Source organism: Streptomyces sp. MP131-18 (assembly GCF_001984575.1).
In the GTDB taxonomy this organism is placed as follows: domain Bacteria; phylum Actinomycetota; class Actinomycetes; order Streptomycetales; family Streptomycetaceae; genus Streptomyces; species Streptomyces johnsoniae.
The window spans coordinates 1,468,829-1,482,255 of record NZ_LZNS01000001.1 but is presented as its reverse complement, the minus strand read 5'-3'; the positions used below and the strand labels follow the sequence as shown (position 1 = coordinate 1,482,255).

12 protein-coding genes are annotated in these 13,427 nt (G+C 73.9%); 9 read left to right on the top strand and 3 right to left on the bottom strand.

The features are described 5' to 3' along the window. Nucleotides 1-24: 24 nt before the first annotated feature. From uraD to STBA_RS06425, 6 genes are all read left to right on the top strand, one after another. Nucleotides 25-867 (top strand): 2-oxo-4-hydroxy-4-carboxy-5-ureidoimidazoline decarboxylase, encoded by an 843-nt coding sequence (gene uraD / locus STBA_RS06450; protein WP_077058317.1) that lies wholly within the window; start codon nt 25-27, stop codon nt 865-867. A gap of 7 nt (nt 868-874) precedes the next feature. Further along, nucleotides 875-1,765, top strand: a complete 891-nt coding sequence (gene pucL, locus STBA_RS06445; protein WP_077058316.1) for a factor-independent urate hydroxylase — start codon at nt 875-877, stop codon at nt 1,763-1,765. Between the two features lie 17 nt (nt 1,766-1,782). Beyond that, nucleotides 1,783-3,162 (top strand): 8-oxoguanine deaminase, encoded by a 1,380-nt coding sequence (locus tag STBA_RS06440; RefSeq protein WP_077058315.1) that lies wholly within the window; start codon nt 1,783-1,785, stop codon nt 3,160-3,162. A gap of 78 nt (nt 3,163-3,240) precedes the next feature. Further along, nucleotides 3,241-3,648, top strand: a complete 408-nt coding sequence (locus STBA_RS37635) for a hypothetical protein (RefSeq protein ID WP_171987659.1) — start codon at nt 3,241-3,243, stop codon at nt 3,646-3,648. Further along, nucleotides 3,645-5,402, top strand: a complete 1,758-nt coding sequence (locus STBA_RS06430; protein WP_077058313.1) for a caspase family protein — start codon at nt 3,645-3,647, stop codon at nt 5,400-5,402. The genes STBA_RS37635 and STBA_RS06430 overlap by 4 nt, the downstream gene beginning before the upstream one ends. Before the next feature lie 324 nt (nt 5,403-5,726). Then, nucleotides 5,727-6,968 (top strand): sulfite oxidase, encoded by a 1,242-nt coding sequence (locus STBA_RS06425; RefSeq protein WP_077058312.1) that lies wholly within the window; start codon nt 5,727-5,729, stop codon nt 6,966-6,968. A gap of 19 nt (nt 6,969-6,987) precedes the next feature. Here the strand turns inward: STBA_RS06425 and aceB are convergent, their stop codons facing one another. Genes aceB through STBA_RS06410 form a run of 3 tightly spaced genes read right to left on the bottom strand, consistent with a single transcriptional unit; the run spans nt 6,988 to nt 10,039 of the window. Then, nucleotides 6,988-8,586 (bottom strand): malate synthase A, encoded by a 1,599-nt coding sequence (gene aceB, locus STBA_RS06420; protein ID WP_077058311.1) that lies wholly within the window; start codon nt 8,584-8,586, stop codon nt 6,988-6,990. Between the two features lie 45 nt (nt 8,587-8,631). Beyond that, the gene (locus tag STBA_RS06415) at nt 8,632-9,219 is read right to left on the bottom strand and encodes a nucleotidyltransferase family protein (RefSeq protein ID WP_077058310.1); all 588 of its coding nucleotides are present in this window, start codon (nt 9,217-9,219) and stop codon (nt 8,632-8,634) included. A 4-nt stretch (nt 9,220-9,223) separates the two neighbouring features. Continuing rightward, a complete protein-coding gene (locus STBA_RS06410; protein WP_077058309.1) occupies nt 9,224-10,039 on the bottom strand; it encodes an IclR family transcriptional regulator in 816 nt (271 codons plus the stop codon). A gap of 128 nt (nt 10,040-10,167) precedes the next feature. Here STBA_RS06410 and allB point away from each other — a divergent pair, with 128 nt between their 5' ends. The 3 genes from allB (at nt 10,168) to STBA_RS06395 (ending at nt 13,246) form a co-directional block, all read left to right on the top strand. Further along, complete coding sequence (gene allB, locus STBA_RS06405) at nt 10,168-11,535, top strand: allantoinase AllB (RefSeq protein WP_077058308.1); 1,368 nt, start codon at nt 10,168-10,170, stop codon at nt 11,533-11,535. After that, complete coding sequence (gene alc, locus STBA_RS06400; protein WP_077058307.1) at nt 11,532-12,659, top strand: allantoicase; 1,128 nt, start codon at nt 11,532-11,534, stop codon at nt 12,657-12,659. The genes allB and alc overlap by 4 nt, the downstream gene beginning before the upstream one ends. 131 nt (nt 12,660-12,790) lie before the next feature. After that, entirely contained in the window at nt 12,791-13,246 is a 456-nt protein-coding gene (locus STBA_RS06395) for a ribonuclease domain-containing protein (RefSeq protein ID WP_107484988.1), read from the top strand. Nucleotides 13,247-13,427: the final 181 nt, after the last annotated feature.

The window sequence follows — 13,427 nt, the reverse complement described above, 5'->3', positions numbered from 1 at the left end:
GGTGCTGCGACTTAGCTGTCGGTCATGACGCTGAGCCCGACGCCCGGTCTCGACTGGATCAACGGCGCGGCGGAGCCCGCGCTGCGCGCGGCTCTGCGCCGCGTGTGCGCCGCGAGCGCCTGGGGCGCGGCCGTCGCCGCCGCGCGCCCTTTCCGCGACACCGAGGCCCTGCTGGCGGCCGCGGATGACGCCGCGGGCGCCCTCACCGACGCGGGGCTCGCCGAGGCGCTCGCCGCCCACCCGCGGATCGGCCGCCCCGAGGCGGGCGACGCGGCATCCGCGCGCGAGCAGCGGGGCATGGCCGACGCCCCCGAGGAGCTGAAGGCGGACATGCGCCGGCTCAACCTGGCCTACCAGGAACGGTTCGGCCACGTCTTCCTGATCTGTGCCACCGGCCTGCCGGGGGAGCGGATGCGGGACGCGCTGCGCGCCCGGCTCGGCAACACGCCCGAGGCGGAACGGGAGGTCGTGCGCGCCGAGCTGGCGAAGATCAACCGGTTGCGCCTGACCCGGCTGGCCGAAGCCGCCGCGACCGTCTCCACGCACGTACTCGACACCGCGGCCGGGCGGCCGGCCGCCGGGCTCCGGGTGACCCTGTCCTGCGCCGCGGGCCGCGGCGACGGCTGGGTGGAGCACGCCGCCGCCCGCACCGACGCGGACGGCCGCTGCGCCGGGCTGCCGCCGCTGCCGGGCGGCGCCACGCTGGCCAGGCTGACCTTCGCCATCGCCCCGGGAGCGGCCGGGGCGGGCGCGGAGCCGCCGTTCTTCCCCGAGGTCACCACCACCTTCGCGGTGGTGCCGGGCGAGCACTTCCACGTGCCGCTGCTGCTCAGCCCGTTCGGCTACTCCGTCTACCGAGGGAGCTGACCCGCCCATGCCGCCCACGCTCGGCCAGAACCAGTACGGCAAAGCGGAGACGCGCGTCCTCCGCGTCACGCGCGAAGGGGCAGTGCACCGCCTGCGCGATCTGAACGTGTCGGTCGCGCTCTCCGGCGACCTCGCGGAGGTACACCTCGCCGGGTCCAACGCGGCCGTGCTGCCCACCGACACCATGAAGAACACCGTCTACGCGTTCGCCAGGGAGCACGGCATCGCCTCGCCCGAGGCGTTCGGGGCGCTGCTCGCGCGCCACTTCGTCGCCTCAGGGCCCGCCATCCGCCGCGCCCGCGTCCGCATCGAGGAGTACGCGTGGGAGCGGGTGCCGACGACGGGGGAGAAGGCCCACTCGTTCGTCCGCGCGGGGAACGGGACCCGGACGGCGCAGGTCACGTGCGAAGGCGAGGAGTGCGAGACGCTGAGCGGGCTGACCGGGGTCACGCTGCTGAACACGACGGACTCGGAGTTCCGCGGTTACCTGAAGGACCGGTTCACGACGCTGCCGGAGACCGGTGACCGCGTGCTGGCCACGGACGTGACCGCGGTGTGGCGGCACGCGGCGGAGCCGGCGGACTGGGACGGCTCCCACGCGGTGGCCCGCGGGCACCTGCTGGCCGCCTTCGCGGGAACGTACTCGCGCTCGCTCCAGCAGACGCTGTTCGCCATGGGGTCCGCAGTGATCGACAACCTGCCCGGTATTGACGAGATTCGCCTTTCGCTGCCGAACAAGCATCACTTCCTGGTCGATCTCGAACCATTCGGCATGAGGAACGAGGGGCCCGACGGTGCGGTCTACATCGCCGCCGACCGCCCCTACGGCCTGATCGAAGCGACCGTGCTGCGCGAGGGCGCGGAGGCCCGGATTCCCGTCGACCTGACCAATACCTGAGCCCAGGAGGCCATTTCGTGACAGCCTCACCGCGAATCCTGATCGAGAACTGCGCTATCGCGACCGTTGACGCGGAGGAGACGGAGTACGCCGACGGGCATCTCGTCATCGCAGGCAACCGCATCGAGGCCGTCGGCCCCGGCCCCGCCCCCGCGGGGCTGCCCGACGTGTCCCGCCGCATCGACGCCGCCGGCCACCTGGCCACCCCGGGCCTGGTCAACGCGCACCACCATTTCTACCAGTGGCTGACCAGGGGCCTCGCCCAGAACGCGAACCTCTTCGACTGGCTGTCCGCCCTCTACCCGGTCTGGGCCCGCCTCGACGAGCCCATGGTGCACGCCGCCGCCCGCGCCTCGCTGGCCATGATGGCCCGCGGCGGCGTCACCACCGCCATGGACCACCACTACATCTTCCCCCGCGGCGCCGGCGACCTGCTCGGCGCCGAGATCCGCGCCGCCCGCGAGACCGGGCTGCGGTTCACCGCGGCCCGCGGCTCCATGGACCTCGGGGCCTCGGACGGCGGGCTGCCCCCGGACTTCGCGGTCGAGAGCACCGAGGAGGCGCTGCGCGCCACGGAGGCGGCCGTGCTGGAGCACCACGACCCCGCCCCTGGCGCCATGCTGCGCATCGCCGTCGCGCCCTGCTCGCCGTTCTCCGTCACCACCGAACTGATGCGCGAATCCGCCGCGCTCGCCAGGCGGCTCGGCGTGCGGCTGCACACCCACGGCTCGGAGACCGTGGAGGAGGAGAAGTTCTGCCACCAGCAGTTCGGCATGGGCCCGACGGCGTACTTCGACTCCGTCGGCTGGCTCGGGTCCGACGTCTGGATGGCGCACTGCGTCCACATGACCGACGACGACGTCGACGCGTTCGCCCGCACCGGCACCGGCGTCGCCCACTGCCCCTCCTCCAACGCCCGCCTGGCGGCCGGCATCGCCCGCGTTCCCGACCTGCTCGCCGCCGGTGTCCCGGTCGGCCTCGGCGTGGACGGCACCGCGTCCAACGAGGCCGGGGAGCTGCACACCGAGCTGCGCAACGCCCTGCTGGTCAACCGCCTCGGCCCGCACCGCGAAGCCGCCCTCACCACCCGCGCTGCGCTGCGCCTCGGCACCCGCGGCGGCGCGGAAGTCCTCGGCCGGCAGGACGAGATCGGCTCACTCGGACCGGGCATGCTCGCCGACGTGGTGCTGTGGAAGGTCGACGGCCTGGGCCACTCCACCATCGAGGACCCGGTCGCCGCCCTCGTCCTCGGCCCTCCGGCGCCGGTGACGCTCTCCCTGGTGAACGGCGTCCCCGTGGTCGAGAACGGCCGGCTGCTCACCACGGACGAGGAGGCCGTCGCCGACACGGCCCGCACCCAGGCCCGCCGCCTGACCACCCGCGCGGCGGCCGGGTAGTCAACCGGACGCCACGAGGCTGCGGGTGGCGCGCGCCTCGTGTACAAAGACACGGGAGCCGAACGGGGAGGCGGAACCATGTCGAAGGTTCACTTATCAGCTCGGAGCGACCGGTTCGACGAGAGCGACGACCGCTGGCGGAGCCAAGTACAGCTGCTGCACAGAGCACTCGACGAAGCGGCAGGTCCTTTGGACCGTCGCTCCGAGCCGGTCCCGGGAGCCAAGGGCGCGCTCGCCGACGTGGTACTGCACCTCACCGGCCCCGGGATCGTCGCAGGCGCCGTGGCGGCGCTCGCCGCGTGGCTCAAGCGTGATCGAGGGCGGAGCGTGCGTCTCACCTGGACCGTGGACGGCCGCCGCGGCGAGCTCACCGTGACAGGCGCCACCATCGACAACGAGACGCTGCGCAGCGCTTTGGAGCACGGTCTGCGGGCGGCAGCGGAGGGCTCCACCGCCGACGGCGAGCCGGGCGACGGTGCCCCGTGACCGAGTCGGGCAGGTCGTACCGGGCGCTTTTGATCGGCAATTCCGAGTTCCCCGGCGACCCCGACCATCTGCGCCCCCTCCTCGGACCACCGACGGATGTCTCCCTGCTGTCGGCGGCTCTGACGGACCCCGGCACCGGACTGCACCGGTCCGACGGCGTGCGCACGGTCCTGGAGGCGACCACGCAGCGCGTCAAGGAGGAACTCGCGGAGTTCTTCGAGAGTGCGCTGCCGCACGAGCAACTGCTCCTGTACTACAGCGGGCACGGCCTTCTCGACCTCAGGAACAGACTGCGCCTGTGTGCGCGCGACACCACGGCCGCGTATGTGCGGGCACGGTCCGTCGAGCTTGCGTACATCGACGAGCTGATCGAGGACTGCGCGGCACGGTCGGTCGTCGTCGTCCTGGACTGCTGCTTCAGCGGAGCCGCCGCCGTGAAGGGAACGGACCCGACGGCCCAACTGGCGGGACAAGGCCGTTTCGTGATGACCAGCTCCAGCCATGGGGATACCTCCGCCGATGCGGAGGAGGCGGGCGCGGCCAGCCCGTTCACCCGTCACCTGGTCACGGGGCTGCGATCCGGAGCCCCTGGCCGGGACGGCCTCGTGACGGCGTATGACGTCTACCGGTATGTCCACGCCCGGCTCCGGGCCTCCGGGCAGATCCCCCACATGAAGACGGAAGCCGGGGTTGGCGCCATCCCGCTCGCGCGACGCCGGACGCGGCCGGCCGAGCCGGGAACGGCGGAAGGTCCGGACCGCGTCCCGGGGGACGAGGACGTTCCCCTCCAGGTGAGCCCCGTTTTCACTGCCCCTGACGGAAGCCGGTCCCTGCTCGCCACGTACACCGACTTCAGCGGTGTCCTGCACGTCCGCCTGCCCCGAAACCGCGGCGTCCTGACAACCCACCGCGACGAGATCATCGCGGCGGGCAAGGGCACGCCCGTCACTGCCGAGCTGTACACCTGGGGGGACGTCGCATGGCGCGATGTCCGGATCCGTGCGAAGGGCCGCAAGCTGCAGGACCTGCGCGCCGACACCTCGGGCGGCGCCGTCCTGTTCGTCCTGCCGCGAGGCAGAGGCACCGTGGAGTGGCGGAAGTCGCAGGTGCACGCCTTCCGCCAGGCCAACTCCCGGGGGCGCTGGCCGGGGACGCCGCTCGCGCCGGGCTCCGCAGCAGACGAGTACAAGATCGACAAAGGCTATCGGCGCCTCAGGACGGCTGCCTGGCGGGTCTTGCTGTGGTTATCGGCTCCCGTGGCCGCGGCGGCGGTGGGACGCGCCCTCGCCGGTCCCACGTGGTACGAACGCGCCGGCGGGATGGTCTTGTTCCTGGTCGGCATCTTCTCCCTGATCCGAGCGCTCACCTGGCTCAAGGACGCCTGGCTTTTTCTCCGCATACGCGGCGTCCTGCGAAGCTCCGGCCTGTACGCCATCCCCATGGTGATGGAGACCGGGATGGTGGCGGAGAGCCGCGCGGACGGCTTCAGCGTGATCGAGGTGACAACGCCGTACGCGTGGCTGCGGTACGACGGCGCGTCTTCGCCGGAGGAAGCGGAAGGGGAACGGCCCGGGTGGCCCCCGCTCGGGGTACCCCTTCACTCCCTCCACCGGCAGGACGTCGTTGAGCGGAACGACCGGTCGGACCCACCGGGCATCGAACACGTCGAGGTCGTCGGCATCCCGAGACCCGGACGCTGGGTGGTCATCCGCACGGCGGACGGCATGCTCTGGCCGCGCGCCAAGACTCAATGAGGCGTCGAGCACGGCGCCGAGTCCCGCTCGGCGAGGCTCGGCCCACGGCGCGGGGGGCTGCCCACAGCACGGCGCGCGTGACGTGACGAGAACGTGCCCGAGTCGAGCACGAGTCGTTCGGCGTCACCACACATCGCGGTAAGGCCGCGACGGTGAACATGTGGCCGTCGGCCGGCACCCCGGGGCGCCGTGGAGTGATCCGGAGGGGCGTGCCGGGCCGCGCGGCGCTCCGTGTGTGGGCCGCGCCCCCGGTGCGCGTGAATGTTCACGCACGGGCAATGTGCCGCAATGGAGTTGCCGGGGGGCCGGTTGCAGGATCGGGGCATGACCATCGACGAGAGGGCCTACGACCGCCGCAGGCTGCGCCAGTGGCTCGCCGGAACGGCGCGTGCCGACGGGCTCGGCCGCCGTGACCTGCTCCGACTCCTCGCCGCCGCGGGCGTCCTCGCCGCCGCGCCCGCGGCGCGTGCCGCGGCGGCGACCGCCGCCGGAATCGTCAAACCGCTGCCCGCGGACCGCTTCGTCGTGCACGGCACGAACGCGGAGACCCGGTGGTCCGCGCTGCGCGACACCGGCTTCCACACGCCGAACGACCTGTTCTTCGTGCGCAACCACACCGTCACCCCCACCATCGACGCCGACGCCTGGCGGCTGACCGTGTGGGGCGACGGACTACGCGGCGGGCCACGGGAGTTCGGGCTCGACGAGCTGCGGGCCCTGCCGGCGACCACGAGCGACGCGTTCGTGGAGTGCGCGGGCAACGGCCGCGGTTTCTACACCTCGCAGCAGGGCGAGACGGTCTCCGGCACCGCCTGGTCGCTCGGCGCCATCGGCGTCGCCCGCTGGCGCGGGGTCCGGCTGGCCGAGGTGCTGCGCCTGGCCGGGCTCGGCCCGCACGCCGTCGACGTCCAGCCGCGCGGCCTGGACGCCGACTACGTCTCCGGCGGCGTGAATCTCGGGCGCGTGCGCCGCCCGCTGCCGCTGGCCAAGGCGCTGGACGATGTGCTGCTGGCGTACGAGATGAACGGGGAGCCGCTGCCGCCCGACCACGGCAGCCCGGTGCGCGCGCTGGTGCCGTCCTGGGTGGGCATCGCCTCGGTGAAGTGGGTCGGCGACATCGAGGTGTCCGCCGAGCCGCTGTACTCGCCGTGGAACACCGATCTCTACCGCCTCTTCGGCCCCTCCTACCCCGTGGAGGGCAGCGCGCCGCTCACCCGGCAGACCCTCAAGAGCGCCTTCGAACTGGCCTTTCCCGCCGCGTTCCCGGTGGGCAGGACGGCCCGGCTCACCGGCCGCTCCTGGTCGGGCGCCGGGCGCGTGCGCCGGGTCGAGGTCAGCACGGACGGCGGCGCGCGGTGGCAACCCGCGCGCCTGCACGACCGCCCGCGCCGCGACTCCTGGGTGCGCTGGTCGGCCGACTGGACCCCGCACGCCGCGGGCCCGGCCGAGCTGCTGGCCCGTGCCACGGACGAGCACGGCAACACCCAGCCGGAGCGTGCGGAGTTCAACGAGCAGGGCTACCTGTTCGGCGCGGTGGTCAGGCACCCGGTGACGGTCACCTCCTGAGGGCGCCGCGCCGCCCCGGTCAGTCGAGCATGTCGTAGGCGGGCAGGGTGAGGAAGTCGACGTACTCCTCCTCCAAGGACAGGCGCATCAGCAGGTCGAACGCCCGCTGCCAGCCGCCGGCGACGAACGCGTCCTCGCCCAGCTCGTCGCGGATGGCGAGGAGCTGGTCCGCCGCGACCTGCCGGACGTTGTCCCGCGTGGCGCGGTCCCCGGTGTCCGCGAGCACCACCTCGGCGTTGATCCACTGCCAGATCTGCGAGCGGGAGATCTCCGCGGTCGCGACGTCCTCCATCAGGCCGAACACCGCGACCGCGCCGCGGCCCGCCAGCCACGACTGGAGGTAACGGGTACCGACCTGCACGGCGTTGCGCAGTCCCTCGCAGGTCGGGCGCGCCTCCAGCGAGCCGACCGCCAGCAGGTCGTCCGCGGTGACCGCCACGTCCTCGCGCAGCCGGTCCTTCTGGTGCGGCCGGTCCCCGAGCACCGCGTCGAAGGACTCCCTGGCCACCGGCACGAGCCCGGGGTGCGCCACCCAGGAGCCGTCGAAGCCGTCGCCCGCCTCGCGGTCCTTGTCCGCGCGCACCCGCTGGAAGGCCAGCGCGTTGGTGTCCGCGTCCCGGGACGGGATGAACGCGGCCATCCCGCCGATGGCGTGCGCGCCGCGCCGGTGGCAGGTGCGCACCAGCAGTTCCGTGTAGGCACGCATGAACGGCGCGGTCATCGTCACGGCGTTGCGGTCGGGCAGCACGAACGTCTCGCCCGCGTCCCTGAAGTTCTTCACGATCGAGAACAGGTAGTCCCAGCGGCCCGCGTTCAGCCCGGAGGCGTGGTCGCGCAGCTCGTAGAGGATCTCCTCCATCTCGAAGGCCGCCGTGATCGTCTCGATCAGCACCGTGGCGCGGATCGTGCCCTGCGGGATGCCGAGGGCCTGCTGCGCGAAGACGAACACGTCGTTCCACAGCCGCGCCTCCAGGTGCGACTCCAGCTTGGGCAGGTAGAAGTACGGTCCCTTGCCCAGCTCGATCAGCCGCTTGGCGTTGTGGAAGAAGTACAGGCCGAAGTCGACCAGCGCGCCGGGAACGGCCCGCCCCGACACGCTCAGGTGCCGCTCGTCGAGATGCCAGCCGCGCGGGCGGGTCACCACCGTCGCCAGCTCGGCGTCCGGCCGCAGCGCATAGTCCTTGCCGCGCTCGTCGGTGAAGTCGATGCGGCGGTGGAAGGCGTCGTTCAGATTCAGCTGGCCGCCGATCACGTTCTCCCAGGTGGGGGAGGAGGCGTCCTCGAAGTCGGCGAGCCAGATCCGCGCCCCCGAGTTGAGCGCGTTCACCGTCATCTTGCGGTCGGTCGGACCGGTGATCTCCACCCGGCGGTCCTGGAGCGCGGGGGGCGCCTCGGCCACCTGCCAGTCGCCCTCTCGCACGTGCGCCGTCGCGGGCAGGAAGTCCAGCCGGTGCGTGCCGGCGATCTCCTTGCGGCGCCGTGCCCGCAGCAGCAGCAGCTCGTCGCGGCGCGGGGTGAACCGCCGGTGCAGCTCGGCCAGGAAGCCGAGCGCGTCTTCGGTGAGGACCTCCTCCTGCCGGGGCAGGGTGCGGGGGGCGGCGACGGTGACGGCTGACATGTGCGGTCACTCCTTCAACGGGGTTGGAAACGGATATTAGTTTCCTCATGTTGGAAGATCAACGAGATCGCCCGGCTCGTCGACATCGTCCGGCGCGGCGACGTCCCCGCACTCGACCAGCGCAACCTCCCGCCCCCGCAAGTACCCGCGCGCGCCCACGTCACCCCGTGCCCCGGCGCACACGCCCGCGAAGTGCTCGGCACCGATGAGCACCGGGTGCCCGCGCCGCCCGCCGTACGCGGCGGCGGCAAGACCCGCGGGCGACCGGTACGCGCCCGCCACCCTGCGCATCGCGGCCGCCCCGATCCGGGGCTGGTCCACCAGCACCACCAGCGCGGCTCCCGCGGCGCCCGGCAGCGAGGCGAGACCCGCGCGCAGCGAAGACCCCATGCCCGTCGGCCAGTCCGGGTTCTCCACCACCGCACACCCCGTCAGCGCCGCCCGCGTGCGCACCTCGGGCGCCGCGGCGCCCAGCACCACGTGCACCGGCGCGCAGCCCGCGGCGCGCAACGCCTCGGCCGCCAGGTCCACGAACAGCCGCCCCCGGTACGTCAGCAGCGCCTTCGGGCGGCCGCCGAGCCGCAGGCCGCCCCCGGCGGCCAGCAGCAGCCCGGCGACGGGGGAGGTGGCCATACGGCTATCCGTTCTCCCGGCCGGCGCCGGCCAGGGCGAGCGAGAGGTCGTGCGCGACCTCCCTGAGCAGCGGAACCATCTTCTCCGTCGCCTGGTCCGTCACCCGCCCTGCCGGACCCGAGACCGAGATCGCCGCGGCCGTGGGGGATTCGGGGACCAGGACGGCGATGCAGCGGACGCCTATCTCCTGCTCGCTGTCGTCGACCGCGTAACCGTTCTCCCGCACGGCCCGCAGCGCGTCGAGGAACGCGTCGGGCGTCGTGATCGTCCGCTCCGTCGCCGCCGGCATCCCCGTGCGGCGCAGCAGGGCGCGGACATCCGCGTCCGGCAGACCGGCGAGCAGCGCCTTGCCGACGCCGGTGGAGTGCGGCAGGACCCGGCGGCCCACCTCGGTGAACATACGCATCGAGTGCCGCGAGGGCACCTGCGCCACGTACACCACGTCGTCGCCGTCGAGCAGCGCCATGTTGGCCGTCTCGCCGGTCGCCTCCACCAGCCGGGCCAGGTGCGGGCGCGCCCATGTCGCCAGCGGTCTGGCCGCGCTCTCGCCGAGCCGGATCAGGCGCGGGCCGAGCGCGTAACGGCGGTTGGGCTGCTGGCGGACGTACCCGCAGGCGACCAGGGTGCGCATCAGCCGGTGAATGGTCGGCAGCGGCAGCCCGCTGCTGGTGGCCAGCTCGCTCAGCCCCGTCTCGCCGCCGGCATCGGCCATGTGCTCCAGCAGCGCGAAGGCGCGCTCAAGGGACTGGACCCCGCCGCCGTTGGCTGCGGGCTTGCGCACGTCGGACGGTGGCACGTCGCGTTCCTTTCGGGCGGTCATGGGGCAGCCTACCGGGCGGCTCTTGACGTCCCGCCCCGGTCACCCGAGGATCGAAACGGCCATTTCAACGAAACGTTGAAGGCCGCGGAGAACGGCGGAGCAGACGGCTGAAGGGATGGGATGGCCCGTTGACCGGTACCGGCCTCGTACTGCGCTCGACCCGCGTGGTGACCCCGGACGGCGTCCGCGCCGCCGACGTCGCCGTCGCGGGCGAGCGGATCGCCGCCGTGCTCCCGCACGGCACGCCGCCGCCCGCGGGCGCGGCACTGGTCGACTACGGCGACGCGGCCCTGCTCCCCGGCCTGGTCGACACCCATGTGCACGTCAACGACCCCGGCCGCACCGAGTGGGAGGGCTTCGCATCGGCGACCCGCGCCGCGGCGGCCGGCGGCATCACGACCCTGCTCGACATGCCGCTCAACAGCATCCCGCCCACCACCACGCCCGCCCACCTCGCGGTCAAGCGCGCGGCCGCGCGGGCGGCCGTGCACACCGACGTCGGCTTCTGGGGCGGCGCGGTCCCCGGCAACGCGGCGGAGCTGCGCGGCCTGCACGCGGCCGGGGTCTTCGGCTTCAAATGCTTCCTCTCGCCCTCCGGGGTGGAGGAGTTCCCCGAGCTGACGCCCGGGGAACTGGCGGCCGCCATGACCGAGATCGCCGCGTTCGGCGGGCTGCTCGTGGTGCACGCGGAGGACCCGGCCCAACTGGCCGCCGCCCCGCCGCCCGACGGCAGCCGCAGGTACGCCGACTTCCTCGCCTCCCGGCCGCACACCGCGGAGACCGAGGCGGTGGCGCTGCTGCTGGGCGCGGCCCGCCGCCTCGGCGCGCGCGTGCACGTGCTGCACCTGTCCTCCGCCGCGGCCCTGCCGCTGATCGCCGCGGCCAGGGCCGAGGGGGTGCGCGTCACCGCGGAGACCTGTCCGCACTTCCTGACCCTGACGGCCGAGGAAGTCCCCGATGGCGCAACCGAGTTCAAATGCTGCCCGCCCATCAGGGAGGCGGCCAACCAGGACCTGCTGTGGGACGCGCTCGCCGCGGGCACCCTCGACTGCATCGTCTCCGACCACTCGCCCTGCACGGCCGACCTCAAGGTGCCCGACTTCGGGGCCGCCTGGGGCGGCATCGCCTCCCTTCAGCTCGGCCTGCCCGCCGTGTGGACCGCGGCGCGCCGCCGCGGCCATGGCCTCGCCGACGTCGCCCGGTGGATGGCAGGCGGACCGGCCCGGCTGGCCGGGCTGCACCGCAAGGGCGCCGTCGCGCCCGGCCACGACGCCGACTTCGCCGTCCTCGACCCGGAGGCCGAGTTCACCGTCGACCCCGCGGCGCTTCACCACCGCAACCGGGTCACCGCCTATGCCGGCCGCACCCTGCGCGGCGTCGTGCGCGCCACCTGGCTCCGCGGCCGGCCGATCGCCGAGGACGGCCGCGTCACCCGGCGGTGCGGGCGGCTCCTCGCCCGCACCGATGCCGCGGACACCGAAAGGGGAACGGCATGATCACCCGCTTCACCGGCGCCGCGCAGCCCTACCGCGGCGGCGACCCGTACGCCGACTACCGGCCGCAGGACCAGGACGCGGTCCCCTTCGCGGACCTCCCCGACCTGGCCGACCGGCGGCTCGGCGGCTCGGTCGTCGCCGCGAGCGACGAGTTCTTCGCGGAACGGGAGAACCTGCTTCGGCCGGAGCGGCCCGCGTTCGACCCCGCCGCGTTCGGGCACAAGGGCAAGGTCATGGACGGCTGGGAGACGCGCCGCCGCCGCGGCCCCTCCGCCGACCGGCCGCACCCGGGCGAGGACGACCACGACTGGGCCCTCATCCGCCTCGGCGTGCCGGGCGTGGTGCACGGCCTCGTCGTGGACACCGCGCACTTCCGCGGCAACCACCCGCAGGCCGTGGCCGTCGAGGGCACCGCCACCCCGCGGGACGACGCGAGCTGGACCGCGCTGGTGCCGCGCACCGAGGTCGGCGGCCACGCGGCGAACGCCTTCCGCGTCGCCGTGCCCCGGCGCCTGACGCACCTGCGTCTCCGCCAGTACCCGGACGGCGGCATCGCGCGGCTGCGGGCGCACGGCGAGCCGGTGCCCGACCCGGAGTGGCTCGCGGCGCTCGGCACGTTCGACCTGGCCGCGCTGGAGAACGGCGGGCGGGCCGAGGACGCGTCGGACCGCTTCTACTCGCCGCCCGTGCACACCATCCACCCGGGGCGTCCCCGGACGATGGCCGAGGGCTGGGAGACCAGGCGCCGCCGCGACCGCGGCCATGACTGGCTGCGGTACCGGCTGGCGGCCCAGGGCGTCATCCGGGCCGTGGAGATCGACACCGGCAGCTACAAGGGCAACGCACCGGGCTGGGCTGCCCTTTCGGTCCGCGACGCCGATGGCGCGGACGGCGCGGACCGGGAGACGGACCCGGCGGGCGGCTGGCGCGAGGTGCTGCCGCGCACGGCGCTGCAACCCGACACCGTGCACCGTTTCGTCCTGCCGGCCACCGCCCCGCCCGCTACGCACGCCAGGCTCGACGTCTACCCGGACGGCGGCATCGCGCGGCTGCGGCTGTACGGCTCGCTGACCCCCGAGGGCGCGCGGCACCTGGCCGAACTCGCCCGCCGCCTCGCGGGCTGACCGCGAGACGGGCACCGCCCGGGCCCGGCTGCGGGGAAGGTGTGGAGCGACGGAGGGGCCGTGTGAACTCCCGGGGAACAAGCCGGGGGCATGGTTGACGCCGCCCGTGCTACGCGCGTCACACTGTTGGCATGGGCATGAACTACCTTTCCAGGACCGCGCGCAGGACCCTCCGCACCGGCGCCCTCGGCGCTCTGGTCGCCGGCCTGCTCATCGGCGGCCAGGCTCCGGCCACCGCCGCGACCCCCACGTCCCCCGCCCTCACCCCCGCCGCCTCCGTCACCGCCGAACTCCCGCTGGCCTACGGCGACATCTGCCACAGCGACCTGCCCGCCCAGGCGTACGACACGCTCGACCTGATCGCGCAGGGCGGCCCGTTCCCCCACCCGCAGGACGGCGGCACCTTCTACAACCGCGAGGGTCTGCTGCCCAGTCAGCCGACCGGCTACTACCACGAGTACACCGTCGAGACCCCCGGCAGCGATGACCGCGGTGCGCGGCGCATCGTGACCGGTGACTCGTACGAGGAGGACTACTACACCTCCGACCACTACGCGTCGTTCGACCTCATCGACTACGCCTGCTGACCACGTCCCCCCACCGCGGTGCCGGGGCCGTCCCCCACGCGGCCCCGGCGCCGCCCCCGCGCCCGCGTTCCCGTGGTCGCGCGCACGCGCCCCGGAGCGGCGCCGGCACGACCCGGCGCCGGCGGTCGGCGGCGAGGAACGGCGCCCCCGCCCACGCCGAACCGTGCGCAGACGAGCGCGA